The organism is Achromobacter insuavis, from assembly GCF_902859645.1.
GTDB lineage: Bacteria > Pseudomonadota > Gammaproteobacteria > Burkholderiales > Burkholderiaceae_B > Achromobacter > Achromobacter insuavis.
Window position 1 is genome coordinate 14167 of record NZ_CADIJR010000050.1, and the last position, 20024, is coordinate 34190.

Below are 20024 nucleotides of genomic sequence, written 5' to 3' on the forward strand. Positions count from 1 at the left end.
GTAATCGACGATGGCATAATCGGCCGGTGCTCGACGCGATTCCAGTTGCGTATCGAAATTTTATGAGCCGGTGCTCAGGTTTGAAACTCGCTTTCCCCGAACTCCATGACATCCATCCCGCAGCCCCGTAAATCGCCACGCCAGCAACGTTCGCAACAGACCGTGGACACCATCTTGCAGGCGACAGCTCGCGTTCTGGCCGAGCACGGCTACGCCGGCACCAACACCAACCGGATCGCCGAGACCGCCGGTGTCAGCGTCGGTTCGCTGTATCAGTACTTCCCCAACAAGAACGCGCTGATCGCCGCGCTGCACGACCGCCACGACCAGCAGATGCTGGCGCTGATCGACGAGGTGCTGGACGGCAATCCCGCGGCCACGCTGCGCGAGCGGGTCGCGGCCATCGTGGCCGCGTCGATGCACGCGCACCTGCTGGAGCCGGCGCTGCACCGCGTGCTGGAACGCGAATTCCCGCTGTTCGACCAGCCGCGCGAACACAGCCGCGCCGACCAGGACATCCACCGGCGCATGCGCCACCTGCTGGAACTGCATCGCGACGAGATCGCGCAGCAGGACCGCGAACTGGCGACCTACGTGGTGCTGCGCATCATGGAATCGCTGGTGCACGCGGCGGCGCTGGAGCCGCCGATCGGCTTCAACCCGCAGCAGCTGGAGCGGGCGGTGGTGGATGCGGTGATGGGATACCTGGGCATGCCGCCCCTTGCCGCCAAGGCCCGGCCGGCCCGCGCGGCGGTCCGCAAGGCCGGCGCGGCCTGACACGAGATGACGGGCTCGCGCTGACGGCGCGGTATCGGCGCGCTAGCCGCGCGCCATGCGCGCCAGGCAGTCGGCGGCGTCGCCCACCACGATGCGGGCGCTGCACGCCAGCATCAGGTTCAGATTCAGGCCGAAGTCCTCGACGGTGTAGCCCTGCGCGTCCACCGCGCGCTGCGGGTCGTCGGCGGCCACGCCGACGGCGACCTGCTGGCGCACGCTGCCGGCCTGCGCCGTATAGCCCCACACCGGCTTGCCCAGGGCGATCGCATAGCCGACCTCGAAGGCCGTGCCGGAATCGGGCTCGGCGCCGCGGAACGTGTTGAGATTGGCCATCACCAGGTCGGCGCGCTGAATCATCGCCACGTTGGCCTGGTAGATCCATTGCGCCAGCGCGGCGCCGGACAGGCCGGCGGGCGCCACGTTGTCCAGCGGATACAGCCCCTCGAAACCGTGCGCGGCGGCCAGCGCCTTGAGCCGCGCGCCGTGCGCCACCGCGTCGGGCAGGAACACGTCGAAACCGGCCAGGTAGACGCGGCGCATGGCGCGTTACTCCGGATCGGAAACCGAGAAGGCTTCGCCGGTGGCGAAGAAAGACCCGCCCGCGACGTAGTGCACCGAGCGGCGCGCGTCGTCATCGAAGTGCCAGCGGTTGCCGGAGAACACATCGGGCGCGGACCAGGCCGCCACCACCTCGCCGATGAACAGGTCGTAGGCCTGCTGGTTGTGCGGCTCGGGCACGACCTTGCATTCGAGCCAGCCGAGGCAGCCCTCGACCAGCGGCGCGCCGATCTTGCTGGCGGGGAAAGTGGCCAGGCCGCTGGCCTGGAACTTGTCTTCCTCGCGCCCCGAGTGCGAGCCGACCTGCAGGGTGGCCTGGGCCTGCGCGCGCGACGGGATGCACAGCGCGAATTCGCCAGAGGCCTCGATCAGCGCGCGGGTGTAGGTGTTCTTGTCCACCACCACCAGCATCTTGGGCGGGCTGAAATCCAGCGGCATGGCCCAGGCCGCGGCCATGACGTTGCGCTCGCCGCCGTGGGCGCTGGTGACCAGCACCGTGGGGCCGTGGTTCAGCAGCAGATAGGCGCGGGACAGCTCGACGGGTTCGATAGCGGACATGGGCAGCCTGTTCAGAACATGCCGTTCTTGTTGGCGGGGTTTTCAGGAATTTCCTGGCTCACGTCCCAGTGTTCGACGATCTTGCCGTTCTCGACGCGGAAGATGTCGACCACGGCCTGGCCGCGGTCTTCGGGCGATTCGCGCCACAGGTTGTGGATCACCACCAGGTCGCCCTCGGCGATGACACGCTTGATGTCGACGCTGGCCTGCGGATGCTGCTCGAAATAATGGGGGAAGAAATCCACCATCGGCTCGACGCCGTCGCGCATGTAGGGGTTGTGCTGGGTGTAGTTGTTCTTGGCGACATACAGGCGCACCGCCTCGTCGATCTCGCGGTCCTGGAACATCATGCGGAAGAACGCCACCACGATGTCCTTGTTCGACTGCGGCGCGGCGGCCTGGACCGGGGCCAGACAGCTGGCGGCCAGCAGCAAACACAGGGCCAACGATTTCAACTTCATGCTCATACTGACTACTCGGGTCGTGCGCCGGTTTGGCGGCCTGCCAGTTTACAAACAAAACCGGCCGAATCGACCCTGCCGCCTGTGCGGCCTTGCCCGAAAAGCGGACGGCCCCCTGGGCGGGCAGGGGGCCGTGCCGGTCGGGTATCGCGTGCAAACAACACCGCGCGCGCGGCGCCGCCTGCCCGGGATCAGTAGCCGACCGTGAAGCGGCGGCGCGAATGCTTGGGCGCCTCGATTTCGTCGGCCAGGGCGATGGCGTAGTCTTCCATCGAGATCCAGCTCTTGCCGGCCTCGTCGACCAGCAGGGTGTCGTCGCCGATCCGGAACTTGCCGGTGCGCTCGCCCGGCTCGAACAGCGCGGAAGGCGACAGGAACGTCCAATTTAGGACCTTCTCCTGGCGCAGCGCGTCCAGGAACACCACGCCGCCGCGCGCTTCCGGCTTGTAGGCGTCGGGGAATTCGGGGGTGTCGATCAGCAGCTTGCCGAGCGCCACTTCCAGGCTGCCGGCGCCGCCGACCACCAGCAGGCGCGGCACGCCGGCGTCCTTCACGGCGGCCAGCAGCGGCTTGGCGTCGGCCGACACGAAGCGCGAGGCGCTGACCACGGCATCGTGGCCCTTGAGCAGCGGCGTCAGGCCCTGCGGATCGGTGGCGTCGCCCTGCGCGATGGTCAGGCCGGGCTGGGGATTGACGTCGCCCAGGTTGCGGGCGATGCCGGTCACCTGGTGGCCGCGCTTGAGCAGTTCGTCCGCCACGCGGGAACCCACGCGGCCGGTAATTCCGATCAAAGCGATTTTCATGGTCTTGCTCCTTGAAGGGTGGGCGCCGGGCGGGGGCCGCGAGTTGCGGTCCTTTCCTGCCCGGGCTCAGGCAAAGCCATACTATTCGGGCCGGCCGGATCCAGGAACCCACGGGGATGGAAGAGTTTTTTGCAATCCATGCACCAATCGGGGTTCCCGTCCCTTCGGCCTCAGGCCGCGGCGCGTTGCGCCTGGTAGACCTGCAGATGGGTGTACGCCGTGCGCAGGGTGGTGGCATCCACGCCCAGCGTGCGGGCGCGCCGCACCATGTCGCCAACGATGTGGTCGGCCTCGACCGGCAGGCCCTGGCGCAGATCGCGGAACATCGACGCGGTCATGGGCTGGGACGGGTCGGTCAGGATCTTGAGCGCGGCGGCGTCGGCATCGGGCCGCACGGCATGGCCGCTGGCGGCGGCGACCGCCTGCGATTCGCGCAGCAGGCCGCGCACGATGTCGGCACCGTCGTCGGTCGACACGATCTGGCCGACGGTGCCGCGCATCAGGCAGGTGGCGGCGGCCAGGGTCGTCAGGAACACGTATTTTTCCCAGATGTCCTGGTGGATGTCCTCGCTCAGGCGGCTGACGTATTCGCCGCCCGCAAGGGCCTCGGCCAGCGCCACGCAGCGGGCGCTGCGGGCCGGGCCGGCGCGCTCGCCGAAGACGATGCTGGCGTGCTTGCCCAGGTGCACCACCTGGCCTTCGGCGCCGAGCGTGGCGTTGATCTGGCACAGGCCGCCCAGCACCCGGTGCGGCTCGAATTCGCGGTCCAGCACGTCGTATTGCAGCACGCCGTTCATGATCGGCAGCACCGCGGTGTCGGGACCGACGGCCGGGCGGATGGCGTCGATGGCGCTCTGCAGGTCGTAGGCCTTGCAACTGAGCACCACCACGTCGTAGAAGCCCTTGAGCGTGTCGGCGGTGGCCAGCTGCGGCTGCAGGGTGACGTCGCCGAACGGGCTTTCGATGCGCAGGCCTTGCTCGCGCAGGCGCGCGGCGCGGGCTTCGCGCACCAGGAACGTCACGTCGGCGCCCGCCTGGGCGGCGCGGCCGCCGAAATAGCCGCCGGTACCGCCGGCGCCCAAGAACAACAACTTCATGCCTGTCTCCCTGGCCCGTCAGAGGCGCGGGCCGATGGGAACATTATGCGCTCAGGCCGGGTGGATATGCCGCGCCCAGGCCTCGTAGCCGCCGCGCAGGGCCCAGGTGTTGGGATAGCCGGCGGCGCGCAGGCGCGCGGCCAGCATGGCGGCCGAGACCTCGTTGGGGCAGGCGCAATAGACCACGATGTCGGCGGCCTCGGCGCCGGCCTCCAGGGCCGGCAGCGGGGCGCGCAGGTCGACGGCGATGGCGCCGGGAATGCGGTCTTCCTCGCGCACCGCCTCGGGCCGCACGTCGAACACCAGCGCCTGGCGGCCATCCTGGCGCCACTGCATCAGCTCGTCGACCGACAGCCGCGGAATCACGCGCAGGTGGCGCTTGAGGACCCAGCGCCGCAGGGCGCGGGCAATGATGTACAGCGCCAGCACCGCCGCCAGCAGGGCCAGGCCCATCGGGCCGTAGGTGCCCAGCACGTCCAGCACGTCGTTGACCACGCTGTGGAACAGGCCGCCCAGCAGCAGGGCCGAACCGGCCCAGATCATGGCGCCCGCCAGGTCGTACGCCAGGAAGCGGCGGTACGGCGTGCCGGTCAGGCCCGCCATCACCGTGGACAGGGCGCCGGCGCCGGGCAGGAACTTGCACACCAGCAGGGCGCGCACGCCGATGCGCAGGTACAGGCGCTGGGTCTGGCGGATGCAGGAGTCCTGCGACAGCGACATCCTGCAGATCACGCCCAGCAGGCGCGAGCCGTAACGCTGTCCGGCGGCGTACCAGAGCGAGTCGGCCAGCAGGCAGGCGAGGGTGGCGGCCAGCCATGGCGCCAGCCAGCCGCCCGCGCCGGCCAGGGCGCCGGCGGCGATCAGCATGGGATAGGCGGGCACGGGCAGGCCCGCCTGCTCGACCAGCACGTTGGCGAAGACGAGCCAGCCGCCGTACTGCTCGAGCAGCAATTGAATGTCTTGCATGGTGGGTTCCGGCTTGCCGCGCACGGGCGCGGCGTCATTGGCGAGATTTTAGGCCCGCGCCCGCGCCGATGGCCGCCCGGCGGGCCTTTGCGCGCCGCAACAAGCTGTTCCACGACGAAAAGTGTCCACGCACCGCGACGGTGCGCACCATGTTGGTGCCACGTTTCCCCGCCAGGGTGCCTATAATCCCGCCCGGCCATCAGGATTCCCCCGACTTGCCGCGGGAATGCCCCATGGCATACAACTTGCTTCGCCAGGACTGGCTGCGAACCCGCCCATTCGGATGGGGCGCGCCGCCCCGGCGCTCCCCCATCCGATGACCGATCCCACGCCCTCGTTCCCGCCCGCCCACGCGTGCCGCACCGCGACGCCCGGACATCGCCGCCATCCCGCCCATTCCCCATCCATCCTCGCGAAGGAGACTTCCGCATGAAATCCTTTTCCCTCCCGGCCGCCGGCGGCATCGCCCGCCGCGGCCTGCTGAAGCTGGCCGCCGCCGCTGCCGGCGCGCTGCTGCTGTCGGCCGGCGCCCAGGCCCAGGCGCCCGCCAAGACCAAGGTTGCCGCCATCTACACGGTGCCGGTGGAACAGCAATGGGTGTCGCGCATCCACAAGGCGCTGACCGCCGCGCGCGACCGGGGTGAAATCGAATACACGTTCTCGGAAAACGTCACCAACGCCGACTACGAGCGCGTCATGCGCCAGTACGCCGAGCAGGGCAACAAGCTGGTGGTGGGCGAGGCCTTCGCGGTCGAGGCCGCCGCCCGCAAGGTGGCCAAGGACTACCCGCAGACCGCCTTCCTGATGGGTTCGTCGGGCAAGCCGCAGCAGCCCAACTTCTCGGTGTTCGACAACTACATCCAGGAACCGGCCTACCTGACCGGCATGATCGCCGCCGGCATGAGCAAGACCGGCAAGATCGGCCTGGTGGGCGGCTACCCCATCCCCGAAGTGAACCGCCTGATGCAGGCCTTCATCGAGGGCGCCAAGGAAATCAACCCCAAGACCGAATTCACCGTGACCTTCATCGGTTCGTGGTTCGATCCCCCGAAGGCCAAGGAAGCCGCCTTCGCCATGATCGACAAGGGCGCGGACGTGCTGTACGCCGAGCGCTTCGGCGTGTCGGACGCCGCCAAAGAACGCGGCAAGCTGGCCATCGGCAACGTCATCGACACCCAGCCGCAGTACCCCGAGACCGTGGTGGCCTCGGCGCTGTGGAGCATGGAGCCGACCATCGACGAGGCGCTCAAGCAGGTCAAGGCCGGCACCTTCAAGGCCGCCGACTTCGGCCAGTACTCGCTGATGAAGCACAAGGGTTCGTCGCTGGCGCCGCTGGGCACCTTCGAGAGCAAGATCCCCGCCGACCTCATCGCCAAGGTGCAGGCCAAGCAGAAGGCCATCCTGGATGGCAGCTTCAGCGTGCAGGTCAACGACAAAGAACCCAAGTCGTCGGCACGATGAATCAAGCGCCTCTCGCCCTGCGGCTGGCAGGGATCACCAAACGCTTCGGCAGCCTGACGGCCAATGACGGTGTCTCGCTGACGCTGGCGCAAGGCGAAGTGCTGGCCCTGCTGGGCGAGAACGGCGCCGGCAAATCGACCCTGGTGTCGATCCTGTTCGGCCACTACGTGGCCGACGCCGGCAGTATCGAAGTCTTCGGCCAGCCGCTGCCGCCGGGCCGGCCCGACGCCGCGCTGGCGGCGGGGGTCGGCATGGTGCACCAGCACTTCACGCTGGCCGACAACCTGACCGTGCTGGACAACATCATGGTCGGCACCGAGTCGCTGTGGAAGCTGGCCTCGGGCCGCGGCCAGGCGCGCCGCCGCCTGGTCGAGCTGGGCCAGCGCTTCGGCCTGGGCGTGGATCCGGACGCGCGCGTCGGCAGCCTGTCGGTCGGCGAGAAGCAGCGCGTCGAGATCCTCAAGGCGCTGTACCGCGGCGCCAAGGTGCTGATCCTGGACGAGCCCACCGCCGTCCTCACGCCGCAGGAAGTGCAGGACCTGTTCGCCACGCTGCGCGGCTTCGTCGACGAGGGCCTGGCCGTCATCTTCATTTCGCACAAGCTGGACGAGGTCATGGCCGTGTCGCGCCGCGTCGCGGTGCTGCGCCAGGGCAAGCTGGTGGCCGAGCGCGAGACCGCCGCCACCACGCCGGCCGAACTGGCCGAGCTGATGGTGGGCCGCAAGGTCGCCATGCCGCACGCCGAAGCCATGGCGGCGGCCGGCCAGGCCGCGCCGGTGGTGACGCTGTCGCAGGTCACCGTGCGCGACCCGCGCGGCGGCGCGCCGCGCCTGGACAGCCTGGACCTGGTGGTGCACAAGCATGAGATCGTGGCCATCGCCGGCGTCGCCGGCAACGGCCAGCAGGCGCTGGTGTCGGTGCTGACCGGCCTGCGCCAGCCCGCCGACGGCACCATCCGCCTGGGCCCCGAACACGCCGCCGCGCCCACCACGCCGGCCGGCTGGACCGCCGCCCACGTGGGCCGCATTCCCGAGGACCGCCACGGCGAAGGCATGATCGGCGACAGCCCGCTGTGGGAAAACGCCATCGTCGAAGACCTGAAGGACCCGCGCTTCTCGCGCTTCGGGCTGATCCGCGCCAAGGCCGGCCGCGCCTATGCGGCGGCGCTGGCCAAGCAGTTCGACGTGCGCGCCGCCTCGCTCGACGTGCGCACCCGCAGCCTGTCGGGCGGCAACATGCAGAAACTGATCCTGGGCCGCACCCTGGCGCGCGAACCGCGCTTCATCGTCGCCGACCAGCCCACCTGGGGCCTGGACATCGGCGCGGTGGCCTACGTGCGCGAACAGCTGCTGGCCGCGCGCCGGCGCGGCGCCGGCATCCTGCTGGTGTCGGAAGACCTGGAAGAGATCTTCGCGCTGGCCGACCGCATCGCGGTGCTGTGCGGCGGCAAGCTGGTCGCCGACAAGCCGGTCGCGCAATGGACGCCCGCCACCGTCGGGCTGGCCATGACGGGCACGCGCGCCTGACGCCGCGCCCCCTCTACTGAGCATTTCTCGAATGAAACTGATCCTGGAACGCCGCCCCGAGCCCAGCCGCGCCGCGCTGGCCCTGGCCCCGATCGCGGCCATCCTCTTTACGCTGGCGGTCTGCACGCTGCTGGTGGCCTGGGCCGGCGCGCCGGTGGGCCGCACCTACGCGCTGCTGTTCGAAGGCGCGTTCGGCTCCAAGTTCGCGCTGTCCGAGACCCTGACGCGCGCCACGCCGCTGATGCTGACCGGCCTGGCCTGTGCCGTGGCCTTTCGCGCGCGCTTCTACAACATCGGCGCCGAAGGCCAGCTGTACCTGGGCGCGCTGGCCGCGGTGGCGGTGGGCGGCCTGCATGACGGCACCGGCTTCGACCTGCCCCTGCCGGCGCTGTTCGGCGGCATGATGCTGGCGGCGGCGCTGGCCGGCGCTTTGCTGCTGCTGATCCCGGCGCTGCTCAAGACGCGCCTGGGCGTGGACGAGGTGGTGACCACGCTGCTGGGCAACTTCATCGTGCTGCTGTTCGTCTCGATGATGCTGGACGGCCCCATGAAGGACCCGATGGCGATGGGCTGGCCGCAATCGGTGGCGCTCAACCCCGACCTGGAGCTGGGCAAGCTGATCGAGCGCACCCGCGCCCACACCGGCCTGCTGTGGGCCGCCGGCCTGGCGCTGGGTCTGTGGCTGCTGAACCGCTACACGGTGTTCGGCTTCCAGATGCGCGCGGTCGGCGCCAACGCGCACGCCTCGCGCTTCCTGGGCCTGCCGGTCAACCGCGTGATGCTGGGCACGGCCATGCTGTCGGGCGCGCTGGCCGGACTGGCCGGCGCCATCGAGGTGGCCGGCCGCACCGGCTACGTCACGCTCGACATGTCGCCGGGCTACGGCTACACCGGCGTGGTGGTGGCCATGCTGGCCGGCCTGCATCCGCTGGGCGTGATCCTGGCCAGCATCTTCGTGGCCGGCATGCTGGTGGGCGCGGACAGCATGAGCCGCGCCATCGCGGTGCCGAACTACATCGCCGACGTCATCGTCGCCACCTCGTTGCTCGCCATGCTGGTCGCGACGCTATTCGCGCAGTACCGCCTGCGCCGCAACCGGGCTTGAGGAGCACGCCATGGAATGGATGGACCTGTTGAGTTCCGCGGCCTTCTGGGTCGCGGTGTTGCGGCTGGCGACGCCGCTGATCCTGGGCACGCTGGGCGTGCTGCTGTGCGAGCGCGCCGGCGTGTTGAACCTGGGCATCGAGGGCATCATGGCCGCCGGCGCCTTCACCGGCTGGCTGGTGGTGTACCTGGGCGCGCCGCTGTACGTGGGTGTGCTGGCGGCCGCGCTGGCGGGCGCCGTGTTCGGCCTGCTGCACGCGGTGCTGACGGTGCCGCTGGGCCTGTCGCAGCACGTCTCGGGCCTGGGGGTGACGTTGCTGGCCACCAGCCTGAGCTATTTCGCCTACCGCGTCACCTTCCCCAGCGTGAACACGCCGCCGACGATCACGCCGTTCGCCGAGATGAAGTTCCTGGACGGCATTCCGCTGATCGGCCCGGTGCTGGCCGGGCAGACGCCGATGACGCTGCTGGCGCTGGCCGCGGTGCCGATCCTGGCGTGGGTGCTGAACCGCACTCCGGTGGGCCTGGCGATCCGCATGGTGGGCGAGAACCCCGCCGCCGCCGAGGGCCAGGGCCTGTCGGTGACGAGACTGCGCATGGGCGCCATCGTCGCCGGCTCGGCGCTGATGGGCGTGGCCGGCAGCTTCCTGACGCTGGCGGCCTTCAACGCCTTCTTCTTCAACATGGTCAACGGCCGCGGCTGGGTCTGCGTGGCGCTGGTGGTGTTCGCCTCGTGGCGGCCCGGCAAGGCGCTGCTGGGCGCGTTGATCTTCGCCTTCTTCGACGCGCTGCAGCTGCGGCTGCAGCAGGGCGGGGCGGCGCTGCCTGGCCTGCCCGAGCTGCCCTATCAGGTCTACCTGATGCTGCCCTATATTCTGTCCATCCTGGCCCTGGTGGTGATGGCGCGCCGCGCCGCCTACCCGCAGGCCCTGATGAAGCCCTACCGTAAGGGCGAACGGTAATCCACAAGGTTTGACTATGCTCGATCTGATCCTCAAGAACTGCACGCTGCCGGACGGCCGCCAGCACATCGACATCGGCGTGGCCCAGGGCCGCATCGTCGCGCTCGAACCGGCGCTGAAGGCCGAGGCCGCGCAGACCATCGACGCCGCCGGCCAGCTGGTGGCGCCGCCGTTCGTCGACGCGCATTTCCACATGGACTCGACCCTGTCGTTCGGGCTGCCGCGCGTGAACCAGTCGGGCACGCTGCTCGAAGGCATCGCGCTGTGGGGCGAACTGAAGCCGCTGCTGACGCAGGAAGCGCTGGTCGAGCGCGCGCTGGCCTATTGCGACTGGGCGGTGGCGCGCGGCCTGCTGGCGATCCGCTCGCACGTCGACGTGTGCGACCCGCGGCTGCTGGCGGTGGAAGCGCTGCTGCACGTGCGCGAGCAGGTCAAGCCGTACCTGGACCTGCAACTGGTGGCCTTCCCGCAGGACGGCGTGCTGCGCGCGCCGGGCGCGCTCGACAACCTGAAGCGCGCGCTGGACATGGGCGTGGACGTGGTCGGCGGCATTCCGCACTTCGAGCGCACCATGCAGGACGGCGCCGAATCGGTGCGCATCCTGTGCGAACTGGCCGCCGAGCGCGGCCTGCGCGTGGACATGCACTGCGACGAAAGCGACGACCCGCTGTCGCGCCACATCGAGACACTGGCCTATCACACGCAACGCCTGGGCCTGCAGGGCCGCGTCACGGGTTCGCACCTGACCTCGATGCACTCGATGGACAACTACTACGTGTCCAAGCTGATCCCGCTGATGCGCGAGGCCGGCGTGTCGGCCATCGCCAACCCGCTCATCAACATCACGCTGCAGGGCCGCCACGACACCTATCCCAAGCGCCGCGGCATGACGCGCGTGCCCGAACTGCTGGCCGCCGGCGTGCCGGTGGCGTTCGGCCACGACTGCGTGATGGACCCCTGGTACAGCCTGGGTTCGGGCGACATGCTGGAAGTGGCGCACATGGGCCTGCACGTGGCGCAGATGACCGGGCAGGACGCCATGCGCGCCTGTTTCCAGGCCGTCACGGCCACGCCGGCGAAAATCCTGGGCCTGGACGAGACCGGGCTGGAAGTCGGCAAGCGCGCCGATATGGTGCTGCTGCAGGCGCGCGACCCGGTCGAGGCGCTGCGCCTGCGCGCCACGCGCCTGATGGTGCTGCGCGCCGGCCAGGTGGTGGCGACCACGCCGCCGGCCACCGCCACGCTCAACCTGCCGGGCCGTCCGGGCCAGGTCAGCTTCCAGACGCCGGCCCGCTGATTGCGCGCTCCGGCGCGGCCGGGATCAGGCCCGGCCTGGATCAGGCTTCCGATGCCGGCCCGCCGACATAGCCCGGCCGCCTGGCGGCCGTGACGATGATCTCCACCAGCAGATCGGGCGAGGCCAGCCTGGCCTCGCAGGTCGCGCGCGTCGGCAATGCGTTGGCCGGCGCCCATTCGGCCCAGACCTGGTTCATGCCGGCGAAATCGCGTTCGATGTCCTTGAGCCAGATCTGCACCGACAGCAGCCGGGTCTTGTCCGAATCGGCCCGCGCCAGATAGCCGTCGATCTTGGCCAGCGCGTCGCGCGTCTGCGCGACGATGCCGCCGTCGGCCGACGAGGTCACGCCCGCCACGTACACGGTATCGCCGTGAATCACGATGCGGCTCAGGCGCTCGTTGGAATCCTTGCGCACGATGTCATTCATGGGTGCTGCTCCTTGGGGATGGAAGCCGGCGCGCCCGCGGCGCCGGTGAAACGATCGATGGCGAACGGCGCGATCGGCAGATCGGTCGCGCCGGTGGTGATCAGATCGGCCATGATACGGCCGACGATCGGGCCCAGTTCGAAGCCGTGGGCCGAGAAGCCGAAGGCGTGGAAGGCGCTGTCGTAACGCTGGCTGCGGCCGATCACCGGGATCTCGTCGGGCATGGCGGCTTCGATGCCGGCCCAGCCGCGGTTCACGATCGCTTGCCGCATGTGCGGAAACAGGTCACAAACGGTGCGCGCGCCCTCGGCCAGCGAATGGAAATCCAGCTCGGTCCATTCCGCGTCGCGATCGACCCAGGCGCGGCGGCCGCCGCCGATCAGCACGGTGCCGTTGGCGCGCTGCTTGAACGACAGCGGCCGGCCGGTGCCCAGCACCACCGCGTCCAGGAAATGGTCCATGCGCAGCGTCACCAGCATCATCGGGCTGATGGCGGTCAGCGGCACCGGCTCGCCCCATTCGGCCGCGATGCGGTCGGCCCAGGCGCCGGCGCAATTGAGCACCCGCGGCGCGGTGTAGACGCCGGCGTCGGTCTCGACCCGCCACTGTCCCTGCTCATGCGCGCTGCGCAGCACCCGCACGCCTTCCAGGAAGCGCGCGCCCAGGCTGGCGGCCTTGCGGCGGAACGCCAGCGTGGTGCGGTAGGGGTCGGCGGCCGCGTCCTCGCGCGCGATCAGGCCGCCCTCTACCGTCGGCGTCAGCGCGGGAATCATCCCTAGCAATTCTTCGCGGTCGATCCATTGCTCGTGCGTGTAGCCGTGCTGTTGCATGGTGGCCAGGCGCGCGCGCAATGTCGCCACGTCGGCCTCGTTCTCGGCCACGCGCACCTGCCCGTGCTGCTCGAAGCCGCAGTCGTCGTCGACCAGTTCGCCGATGCGGTACCAGAGCTCGCGCGAGGCCAGCGCCAGCGGCACTTCGGCCAGGTGCCGCGCCAGCGTGCGCACGCCGCCGGCGTTCACGCCCGAGGCATGGCGGCCGACGTAGTTCTTCTCGATCACCAGCGCCGGCACGCCGGCGCGCGCCAGGTGCAGCGCCGCCGAACTGCCGTGCAGGCCGCCGCCGATGATGATGACGGCGGCCGAGCGGGAAGCGTCCGTCATGGCGGCCTCCTATTTCTTCAGGCGCACCACCGCCTGGCGCGACTCGTCGGTCTGCGGCAGCGACGCCAGCTCGCCCAGCGTCAGCGGCTTGGTCGGGAAGCGCAGGCGGTAATAGCCCACCTCCGGCACCGGCACGCCGCGCTCCTCGGCGATGATCTCCGAGACCGTCAGGCCACAGAAGCGGCCCTGGCACGGCCCCATGCCGCAGCGCAGGAACGCCTTCATCTGGTTCGGCCCGCTGCAACCGAGCTTGACGGTGTCACGCACCTGCGCGGCGGTCACTTCCTCGCAGCGACAGACGATGGTGTCGCCGGTGGGGCGGCGGAAGTTCTCGGGCGCCTTGTACAGGACATCGAAGAACGCGCGTCCGCGCACCGCCCGCGCCAGCGCGGCGCGCGGCGCGGCGGCTTCGCTGTCGCGCCGCGCCGCATCGATGCGGCCCAGCAGGTGCGCCGCCTGCAGCGCCGCCAGCCGACCACGCTGCTCGGCCGCCAGCGCGCCAGCGATGCCGGCGCCGTCGCCCGCCATGCCGACGCCGTCCACCGAGGTCAGGCCCCAGTCATCCACGTCCGGCTCCCAGCAATCCAGCGCCGCATTCCAGCGATGCTCGGCGCCGATGGCGCGCGACAGGTTGACGTTGGGCACCACACCCTGGTGCAGCATCAGCTGCTGCGCCGGCAGGGTCTTGGTGTCTCCCGCCGCGTTGGTGTAGCGCACGCTTTCGAGCTTGTCCTGGCCCAATGCCTCCAGCGCCGTCACGCCCTTGACGATGGGTATCGCCGCCTTGACCGCGCGCAGCAACGACAGCCCCTTGCCCAGATAGGGCGAGCGCAGGAAGCCCCACACCTTCGGCAAGGCCTGGCGCAGGCGGCCGGGCGGCGTGGTTTCGAGCAGCGCGTCGACCTTGACGCCGGCGTTCAGATATTGCCAGGCCACCAGGTACAGCAGCGGGCCGCTGCCGGCCAGCACGGTGCGGTCGGCCGGCACCACGCCCGCCGACTTCAGCAGGATCTGCGCCGCGCCGGCGGTGATGACGCCGGGCAGCGTCCAGCCCGGAACCGGGAACGGCCGCTCCTGCGCGCCGGTGGCCAGCAGCAGGCGCCGCGCATGCAGGATGCGCGCCTCGCCCGCGACCGAATACGCCACCTCGAAACCGCGCCGCGGCTCGGGCGCGGTGCGTTCGGCCACCGCCCACACGGTCGCGCCCGGCAGGTAGCGCGCACCCGACTGCCGGAACGGCTCGACCAGCGAAGCGCCGTGCCAGTAGTCCGGCCCCAGCACCGCGCGGTCGGTGACCGGCGTGGTGGTGATGGCGCGGTAGATCTGTCCGCCCGGCGCCGCCTGTTCATCCAGCAGCACCGTGTCCACGCCCAGCCGCGCGGCCGTGGTGGCGGCGGCCAACCCGGCGGGACCGGCGCCCACCACCAGCAAATCGCATTGCGTCGTCTCGATCATGCCTGCACCTTGCGCGCGCCCAGCTGGCGCTCGATCTTCATGCCATCGCGCACGGCCGTCATGCAGCCCTGCTGGTTGGCCTGGCCGTCGATCGTGACCAGGCAGTCGTAACACACGCCCATCATGCAATAGGGTCCGCGCGGCACCTCGGCCACCGCGGTATCGCGACAGGCCTGCACGCCGCCGGCGAACAGCGCCGCGGCCACGCTGTCGCCGGCGCGGCATTGCAGTTCGGCGCCATTGACCGTCACCCGCACCGGCGCGCCCTGCGCCTGGCGCTGCGCCTCGTCAAGCCTCTTGAACATGGAACCTCCGGGTCGAGAAGGGCGCCATGTCGTCGGCCAATTGGCCGGCGGCGATCATGGGCGCCAGTTTGAGCGCGTGCGCGGCGGCCAGGGTGACGCCGCTGTGACAGGTGGCGACGAAGGCGCCGGGGCACGTCTCGGATTGTTGATAGATGGGGAAGCCGTCCCTGGACATCACGCGCAGCGCGGCCCAGCTGCGCACCACCCGCACCTCGCGCAAGGCGGGCAGGGTGCGCACGGCGCGGTCGGCCAGCGTGCCCAGGATCGGCAGGCCCACCTGGTTGTCCACATAGCCGGCCTCTTCCTGCGAATCGCCGATCAGCCAGGTGCCTTCGTCGGTCTGGCGCAGCGTCGACAGCGGCGTTTCCAGCAGGCGGCGGGTGCGCTCCAGCACCACGATCTGGCCGCGCTGCGGCCGCACCGGCACCGCCAGGCCGACCTGCTCGCCCAGCGCCTTGTTCGACAGGCCGCTGGCCAGCACCAGCTTGCGCCCGCGCACCGTGCCGGTGGGCGTGGTCACCTCGAACACGCCGTCGCGCTGCCGGATCTGCTGCGCCGGACAGCGCGGCAGGTAATCCACAGCCCGCTGTGCAAAACTCATGTGCAGCGCGCGCAGCAGCTTGAGCGGATTGGCGATGCCGTCCACCGGCGTCCAGGTGGCGCCGCGCACCTCGGGACCGATGCCGGGCACCATGTCGGCGAGCTCGTGGCGGTCCAGCATTTTCCAGTCGTACTGCGCCATGCCGGGCTGCGCCAGCAGCGTGCGCATGAAGGTGGCGCGCGCTTCCATTTCCTCGTCGCTCAGGAGCGCGTGCAGACCGCCGCGCTGCTCCAGGTGCACGTCCACCCCGGTCTCGTCGCGCAGCTCGGCCGCCAGCTGCGGCCAGGCGCCGGCCGAGGTCATGGTCCAGACGCCGTAGCGCGGCAGGCCCATGCCCTTGCTCTGCACCCAGACCAGCCCGAAATTGCCGCGCGAGGCCCGATAGGCCACGTCGCCTTCGTCCAATACCGCGACGTGGTCCAGTTCGCGCCGCAGCCCGTAGGCCACGGCCGAGCCGACCAGGCCGCCGCCGATCACCACGGCGTCGTAGACGCCGCGATGCGCCGGCGCGCGCGGCGCATGTTGTGTTGCTTCCGTCATTAGCGTCCCTTTCCGACAAACAGCTTTTCCAGGCCGACCAGGCGGTCCAGGATGAAGATGGCGATGATGGTCACGTAGATCAGCACGGCCGACACCGCCGTCACCAGCGGGTCGATGGTGTCCTCGATGTGCAGGAAGATGCGCACCGGCAGCGTGGTGGTGGACGGCGAGGCGATGAAGATCGACATGGTCAGCTCGTCGAAGCTGGTGATGAAGGCGATCACCCAGCCGCTGACCACGCCCGGCAGCAGCAGCGGCAGCACCACCCGCCGGAATGCGGTCCAGTGAGACGCGCCCAGCGACTGCGCCGCGCGCTCCAGCGCCGGATCGATGCCGGTGGCCGAGGCCAGCACCAGCCGCAGCGCGTACGGCATCACCAGGATCACGTGCGCCACCACCAACCCCACGTAAGTGCCGGCCAGGTCCACCGTGGTGAAGAACTTCAGGAAGGCCAGCCCCAGCACCACGTGCGGAATCATCAGCGGCGACAGGAAGAACGCCACCAGCGCCTCGCGGCCGCGGAAGCGGTTGCGCGCCAGCGCCAGCGCGCTCGGCACCGCCAGCCCGATCGCCAGCGTCGCCGACAGCGTGCCCAGCCCCAGGCTGAACCAGAACGCCTCGATGAAGCGCGGGTTGTCCAGGATGGCGCGGAACCAGCGCAGCGACAGGCCGCCGCTGGGCAGCGAGATGAAGCCTTCGGACGTGAACGCCACCGCGCACACCATGACGATGGGCGCCAGGATGAACAGGATGAAGAGCGTGTGGAACAGCAGGCCGATGGGGCCGTTGCGGAAGTTCATGTCAGGCCCCCGACGGATTGAAGACCGCGCCATAGCGGCGCTCGATCAACCGGTTGGCCGACAGCAGCACCACCACCGTCGCCAGCAGCAGCACCACCGCCAGCGCCGCGCCCAGCGGCCAGTTCAGCGTGTTGAGGAACTCGTCGTAGGCGGCGGTGGCCACGTTCTTCAGGCGCCGGCCGCCGATGATGGCGGGCGTGGCGAAGGAACTGGCGGCCATCGCGAACACCATGATCGAGCCCGACAGGATGCCCGGCATGACCTGCGGCACGATCACGCGACGGATCACGGTGAACTGGCTGGCGCCCAGCGACAGCGCGGCGGCCTCGGTCGACGGATTGATCCGCTGCAGCGACGCCCACACCGAGATCACCATGAACGGCACCAGCACGTGCGTGAGCGCGATGCCCACGCCCAGGTTGCTGTACATCAGGTCGATCGGCGTCGCGATCAGGCCGATGCCGATCAGCGCCTTGTTGATGAGGCCGGTGGACCCGAACAGCAGCGCCCAGCCCAGCGTGCGCACCACCACCGAGATCAGCAGCGGCCCCAGCACCACCATCAGGAACAGGCCCTTCCACGGATTGGCCATGCGCGACAACACGTAGGCCTCGGCCGTGCCCAGCACCAGGCAGGCCAGCGTCACCAGCGCCGCCACGCCGAAGGTGCGGGCGTAGATCTCGTAGTAATAGCCATCGCTGAAAATCTCGATGTAGTTCTTCCAGGTGAAGGTGGCCTGCATGCCGCCATAGAACTGGAAGTCGAAGAAGCTGATGAGCAAGACCAGCGCCATCGGCACCACCAGGAAGGTGGCGTAGACGGCCAGCGCCGGCGCGCTCAGCAGCCAGGGGTTGGCGCGCGCGCTCATTTTCCGGGCTCCTGGCCGGCCACCGCGCACATGTCCTGCGCGCGCCAGCGCAGGTGCACCGTGGCGCCCTCGGCGGGCACCGGCACGCCGTCGTTCTGGCGGATCACCATGACTTCGCCGACCGAGGTCTCGACCTGGCACAGCCAGTGGTTGCCCTGGAACACGCGCGTCTTCATGCGGCCGGGCAGGGCACAGGCGCCGGCCTCGGCGAACAGGATCTTTTCGGGCCGCACGATCACCGCGCCTTGCGGCACTGGCTGGCCGTCCATCGGGATATGCGCCTCGCCGACGCATGCGCGCACCTCGCCCGCATACGGTTGCGGCGTGGGCGTGAACACATTGGCCTTGCCCAGGAAGCCGCCGACGAAGCGGTTGGACGGCCCCTCATACGCGGCGAACGGCTCGGCCACCTGCTCGACCCGCCCCTGGTTCATCACCACGATGCGATCGGACAGCGCCAGCGCTTCGGACTGGTCGTGCGTCACCAGGATGGTGGTGGTGCCGACGGTGCGCTGGATGCTGCGCAGTTCCAGCTGCATTTCCTCGCGCAGCTTGGCGTCCAGGTTCGACAGCGGCTCGTCCAGCAGCAGCACGCTGGGGCGGATCACCAGCGCGCGCGCCAGCGCCACGCGCTGCTGCTGGCCGCCCGACATGCGCGCCGGGTGGCGGTCGGCCAGGTGCGACAGGCCCACCAGCTTGAGCGCCTCGGCCACCCGCGCCTGCCGCTCGTCCTTGCCGACCCGCTGCATCTCCAGGCCGAACGACACGTTCTCGGCCGCGGTCATGTGCGGGAACAGCGCGTAGTTCTGGAACACCATGCCCAGCCCGCGCTTGTTGGCCGGCGTGCGGCTGACGTCCTTGCCGTCCAGCACGATGCTGCCGCCGCTGGGCTCGACGAACCCGGCGATCATCTGCAGGGTGGTGGTCTTGCCGCAGCCGGACGGCCCCAGCAGCGAGATGAACTCGCCGCGTTCGACCGACAGGCTCAGGTCCTCGACCGCCGTCAGGTCGCCGTAGCGCTTGGACAGGCGGTTCAATACGAGATAACTCATGGATGCTCCCGCTGGCGGCGCGCCCGCGCCGCCGTTGCGTGCTGGTGCACGACCCTCAACGCTCGATTTCGCGCGTCCAGCGCTTGTTCCAGTCGTCCCGGTTCTGGTTGACCGTGTCCCAGTCGATCACGATCAGGTCGGCGGCGCGCTTGCCGATCGGCAGCGGCACGCGCGGATCGTCGGCCACCTTGGCCTGCTTGTTGACCGGGCCATAGCCATAGGCGGTGGCCAGCTGCTCCTGCACCTTCGGGCTGACCAGGTAATTGACGAAGGCCTGCGCCAGCGGATTGGCGTTGGCCTTGGCCACCGGACACACCGACGACAGCAGCGCGTAGGCGCCTTCCTGCGGATAGACGAAACCCACCGGGAAGCCGGTGTCGGCGAAGGCCTTGACGCGGCCGCTGCCCCACACCGCGATGGTGGCCTGCCCGCTGGAGAACAGCTCGGTCATCTTGCCCGGCGACGGCTCGTACACCAGCACGTTGGGGCCGACCTCGTCCTTGAAGGTCTTGAAGCCGGCGTCGATCTTCTTCTCGCCGCCGCCGCCCTCGCGGGCGTACTCGACCAGCGCGTGCAGGCCGTAGGTGTTGTTCAGCGGCGGCACCACCAGTTGCTTCTTGTACTTGGGATCCTTCAGGTCCTTCCACGAGGTGGGCGCGGCCCACTTGCGCTCGTCGAAGACCTTCTTGTTGTACATGATGCCGGTGGCGACGATGCCGATGGCCACGGCCTTGTCGTCCTTGTAGCGCGCGGTGCCGTAGATGTCGTCGGCCGGCAGGCCCTGGATCGGCGCGCAGAAGCCCAGCGCGATGGCCTGGTACATCGGGCCGTCGTCGATGATGGCGACGTCGATCTGCTGGTTGCTTTTCTGCGCCTGCAGGCGCGCCACCGTGTTGGTGGAGTTGCCGGCCACGTAATCCAGCTCGACGCCGTGCTGCTTGGCGAAGGGCGGGAAGATGTCCTTGCGCATGATGTCTTCGAACGAGCCGCCGTAGCCGGCCACCACCAACTTCTGCTGCGCCTGCGCGTTGGCGCACACACCGACGGCCATTGTGGCCGCCGTCAGGACTGCGAGTACCTTGCCCATGAAAACCCCCGTTATTGGAAGAGAACTGCAAGAACTGCCGGTGCTGCCTGAATCCGGGGGAGGACCCGCCGCTGCGAAAAAAACACGGCCCCGCTTGCCCCGCGACCTCATGTCCGCCGTACAATTTGTCCGTACATGAATGTCCGGACAAATAATGGA

The 20024-nt window shown here is 69.6% G+C and carries 21 protein-coding genes; 6 read left to right on the forward strand and 15 right to left on the reverse strand.

Annotation, left to right across the window (positions count from 1 at the left end; translation table 11 throughout):
* Window positions 1–105 precede the first annotated feature (105 nt).
* Window positions 106–777 carry a TetR/AcrR family transcriptional regulator gene (locus H0523_RS21815; protein WP_054431087.1) on the forward strand — a complete coding sequence of 224 codons (672 nt, stop codon included), beginning with the start codon at window positions 106–108 and terminating at the stop codon, window positions 775–777.
* Window positions 778–819: 42 nt separating this feature from the next.
* Here the strand turns inward: H0523_RS21815 and H0523_RS21820 are convergent, their stop codons facing one another.
* The 6 genes from H0523_RS21820 to H0523_RS21845 all read right to left on the reverse strand — a co-directional run bounded on the left by H0523_RS21820 (window position 820) and on the right by H0523_RS21845 (window position 5220).
* Entirely contained in the window at window positions 820–1317 is a 498-nt protein-coding gene (locus H0523_RS21820) for a nucleoside 2-deoxyribosyltransferase (protein ID WP_054431086.1), read from the reverse strand.
* A gap of 6 nt (window positions 1318–1323) precedes the next feature.
* Entirely contained in the window at window positions 1324–1893 is a 570-nt protein-coding gene (locus H0523_RS21825) for a flavin reductase family protein (protein ID WP_054431085.1), read from the reverse strand.
* 11 nt (window positions 1894–1904) lie between these two features.
* The gene (locus H0523_RS21830) at window positions 1905–2360 is read right to left on the reverse strand and encodes a nuclear transport factor 2 family protein (protein WP_054431084.1); all 456 of its coding nucleotides are present in this window, start codon (window positions 2358–2360) and stop codon (window positions 1905–1907) included.
* Between the two features lie 185 nt (window positions 2361–2545).
* Entirely contained in the window at window positions 2546–3157 is a 612-nt protein-coding gene (locus tag H0523_RS21835; protein WP_054431083.1) for an NAD(P)-dependent oxidoreductase, read from the reverse strand.
* A gap of 170 nt (window positions 3158–3327) precedes the next feature.
* Entirely contained in the window at window positions 3328–4254 is a 927-nt protein-coding gene (panE, locus tag H0523_RS21840; RefSeq protein ID WP_054431082.1) for a 2-dehydropantoate 2-reductase, read from the reverse strand.
* 51 nt (window positions 4255–4305) lie between these two features.
* The gene (locus H0523_RS21845) at window positions 4306–5220 is read right to left on the reverse strand and encodes a rhodanese-like domain-containing protein (RefSeq protein ID WP_054431081.1); all 915 of its coding nucleotides are present in this window, start codon (window positions 5218–5220) and stop codon (window positions 4306–4308) included.
* A gap of 429 nt (window positions 5221–5649) precedes the next feature.
* Between H0523_RS21845 and H0523_RS21850 the strand changes: the two genes are divergently transcribed.
* Genes H0523_RS21850 through H0523_RS21870 form a run of 5 tightly spaced genes read left to right on the forward strand, consistent with a single transcriptional unit; the run spans window position 5650 to window position 11570 of the window.
* Window positions 5650–6681, forward strand: a complete 1032-nt coding sequence (locus tag H0523_RS21850) for a BMP family protein (RefSeq protein WP_054431080.1) — start codon at window positions 5650–5652, stop codon at window positions 6679–6681.
* Complete coding sequence (locus tag H0523_RS21855) at window positions 6678–8207, forward strand: ABC transporter ATP-binding protein (RefSeq protein WP_054431079.1); 1530 nt, start codon at window positions 6678–6680, stop codon at window positions 8205–8207. Before H0523_RS21850 ends, H0523_RS21855 begins: the two co-directional genes overlap by 4 nt.
* Window positions 8208–8238: 31 nt before the next feature.
* Complete coding sequence (locus H0523_RS21860; protein ID WP_006389488.1) at window positions 8239–9312, forward strand: ABC transporter permease; 1074 nt, start codon at window positions 8239–8241, stop codon at window positions 9310–9312.
* A gap of 10 nt (window positions 9313–9322) precedes the next feature.
* On the forward strand, window positions 9323–10273 hold the full coding sequence (locus tag H0523_RS21865; RefSeq protein WP_006389489.1) for an ABC transporter permease: 951 nt from the start codon (window positions 9323–9325) through the stop codon (window positions 10271–10273).
* A 16-nt stretch (window positions 10274–10289) separates the two neighbouring features.
* The gene (locus H0523_RS21870) at window positions 10290–11570 is read left to right on the forward strand and encodes an amidohydrolase family protein (protein WP_054431078.1); all 1281 of its coding nucleotides are present in this window, start codon (window positions 10290–10292) and stop codon (window positions 11568–11570) included.
* 40 nt (window positions 11571–11610) lie between these two features.
* Here H0523_RS21870 and H0523_RS21875 read toward each other — a convergent pair whose 3' ends face one another.
* Genes H0523_RS21875 through H0523_RS21915 form a run of 9 tightly spaced genes read right to left on the reverse strand, consistent with a single transcriptional unit; the run spans window position 11611 to window position 19865 of the window.
* Window positions 11611–11997, reverse strand: coding sequence for a RidA family protein (locus tag H0523_RS21875; RefSeq protein ID WP_054431077.1), 387 nt, complete (start codon window positions 11995–11997; stop codon window positions 11611–11613).
* Window positions 11994–13157, reverse strand: a complete 1164-nt coding sequence (locus H0523_RS21880) for an NAD(P)/FAD-dependent oxidoreductase (protein WP_054431076.1) — start codon at window positions 13155–13157, stop codon at window positions 11994–11996. The genes H0523_RS21875 and H0523_RS21880 overlap by 4 nt, the downstream gene beginning before the upstream one ends.
* A gap of 9 nt (window positions 13158–13166) precedes the next feature.
* Window positions 13167–14612, reverse strand: coding sequence for an FAD/NAD(P)-dependent oxidoreductase (locus H0523_RS21885; protein WP_054431075.1), 1446 nt, complete (start codon window positions 14610–14612; stop codon window positions 13167–13169).
* Window positions 14609–14917, reverse strand: coding sequence for a (2Fe-2S)-binding protein (locus tag H0523_RS32335; protein WP_054431074.1), 309 nt, complete (start codon window positions 14915–14917; stop codon window positions 14609–14611). The genes H0523_RS21885 and H0523_RS32335 overlap by 4 nt, the downstream gene beginning before the upstream one ends.
* Window positions 14901–16058 (reverse strand): NAD(P)/FAD-dependent oxidoreductase, encoded by a 1158-nt coding sequence (locus H0523_RS21895; RefSeq protein WP_054431073.1) that lies wholly within the window; start codon window positions 16056–16058, stop codon window positions 14901–14903. Before H0523_RS21895 ends, H0523_RS32335 begins: the two co-directional genes overlap by 17 nt.
* Window positions 16058–16858 (reverse strand): ABC transporter permease, encoded by an 801-nt coding sequence (locus tag H0523_RS21900; protein ID WP_054431072.1) that lies wholly within the window; start codon window positions 16856–16858, stop codon window positions 16058–16060. Before H0523_RS21900 ends, H0523_RS21895 begins: the two co-directional genes overlap by 1 nt.
* Before the next feature lies 1 nt (window position 16859).
* Window positions 16860–17726 (reverse strand): ABC transporter permease, encoded by an 867-nt coding sequence (locus H0523_RS21905; RefSeq protein ID WP_054431071.1) that lies wholly within the window; start codon window positions 17724–17726, stop codon window positions 16860–16862.
* Window positions 17723–18778 (reverse strand): ABC transporter ATP-binding protein, encoded by a 1056-nt coding sequence (locus H0523_RS21910; protein ID WP_054431070.1) that lies wholly within the window; start codon window positions 18776–18778, stop codon window positions 17723–17725. Before H0523_RS21910 ends, H0523_RS21905 begins: the two co-directional genes overlap by 4 nt.
* Window positions 18779–18833: 55 nt before the next feature.
* On the reverse strand, window positions 18834–19865 hold the full coding sequence (locus tag H0523_RS21915) for an ABC transporter substrate-binding protein (RefSeq protein ID WP_054431069.1): 1032 nt from the start codon (window positions 19863–19865) through the stop codon (window positions 18834–18836).
* Window positions 19866–20024 lie beyond the last annotated feature (159 nt).

What these genes read in the sequence shown, in the direction of transcription:
- H0523_RS21815 (WP_054431087.1), top strand. Translation starts at nt 106, where the DNA reads ATGACATCCATCCCGCAGCCCCGTAAATCGCCACGCCAGCAACGTTCG.
- H0523_RS21820 (WP_054431086.1), bottom strand. Translation starts at nt 1,317, where the DNA reads ATGCGCCGCGTCTACCTGGCCGGTTTCGACGTGTTCCTGCCCGACGCG.
- H0523_RS21825 (WP_054431085.1), bottom strand. Translation starts at nt 1,893, where the DNA reads ATGTCCGCTATCGAACCCGTCGAGCTGTCCCGCGCCTATCTGCTGCTG.
- H0523_RS21830 (WP_054431084.1), bottom strand. Translation starts at nt 2,360, where the DNA reads ATGAGCATGAAGTTGAAATCGTTGGCCCTGTGTTTGCTGCTGGCCGCC.
- H0523_RS21835 (WP_054431083.1), bottom strand. Translation starts at nt 3,157, where the DNA reads ATGAAAATCGCTTTGATCGGAATTACCGGCCGCGTGGGTTCCCGCGTG.
- panE (WP_054431082.1), bottom strand. Translation starts at nt 4,254, where the DNA reads ATGAAGTTGTTGTTCTTGGGCGCCGGCGGTACCGGCGGCTATTTCGGC.
- H0523_RS21845 (WP_054431081.1), bottom strand. Translation starts at nt 5,220, where the DNA reads ATGCAAGACATTCAATTGCTGCTCGAGCAGTACGGCGGCTGGCTCGTC.
- H0523_RS21850 (WP_054431080.1), top strand. Translation starts at nt 5,650, where the DNA reads ATGAAATCCTTTTCCCTCCCGGCCGCCGGCGGCATCGCCCGCCGCGGC.
- H0523_RS21855 (WP_054431079.1), top strand. Translation starts at nt 6,678, where the DNA reads ATGAATCAAGCGCCTCTCGCCCTGCGGCTGGCAGGGATCACCAAACGC.
- H0523_RS21860 (WP_006389488.1), top strand. Translation starts at nt 8,239, where the DNA reads ATGAAACTGATCCTGGAACGCCGCCCCGAGCCCAGCCGCGCCGCGCTG.
- H0523_RS21865 (WP_006389489.1), top strand. Translation starts at nt 9,323, where the DNA reads ATGGAATGGATGGACCTGTTGAGTTCCGCGGCCTTCTGGGTCGCGGTG.
- H0523_RS21870 (WP_054431078.1), top strand. Translation starts at nt 10,290, where the DNA reads ATGCTCGATCTGATCCTCAAGAACTGCACGCTGCCGGACGGCCGCCAG.
- H0523_RS21875 (WP_054431077.1), bottom strand. Translation starts at nt 11,997, where the DNA reads ATGAATGACATCGTGCGCAAGGATTCCAACGAGCGCCTGAGCCGCATC.
- H0523_RS21880 (WP_054431076.1), bottom strand. Translation starts at nt 13,157, where the DNA reads ATGACGGACGCTTCCCGCTCGGCCGCCGTCATCATCATCGGCGGCGGC.
- H0523_RS21885 (WP_054431075.1), bottom strand. Translation starts at nt 14,612, where the DNA reads ATGATCGAGACGACGCAATGCGATTTGCTGGTGGTGGGCGCCGGTCCC.
- H0523_RS32335 (WP_054431074.1), bottom strand. Translation starts at nt 14,917, where the DNA reads ATGTTCAAGAGGCTTGACGAGGCGCAGCGCCAGGCGCAGGGCGCGCCG.
- H0523_RS21895 (WP_054431073.1), bottom strand. Translation starts at nt 16,058, where the DNA reads ATGACGGAAGCAACACAACATGCGCCGCGCGCGCCGGCGCATCGCGGC.
- H0523_RS21900 (WP_054431072.1), bottom strand. Translation starts at nt 16,858, where the DNA reads ATGAACTTCCGCAACGGCCCCATCGGCCTGCTGTTCCACACGCTCTTC.
- H0523_RS21905 (WP_054431071.1), bottom strand. Translation starts at nt 17,726, where the DNA reads ATGAGCGCGCGCGCCAACCCCTGGCTGCTGAGCGCGCCGGCGCTGGCC.
- H0523_RS21910 (WP_054431070.1), bottom strand. Translation starts at nt 18,778, where the DNA reads ATGAGTTATCTCGTATTGAACCGCCTGTCCAAGCGCTACGGCGACCTG.
- H0523_RS21915 (WP_054431069.1), bottom strand. Translation starts at nt 19,865, where the DNA reads ATGGGCAAGGTACTCGCAGTCCTGACGGCGGCCACAATGGCCGTCGGT.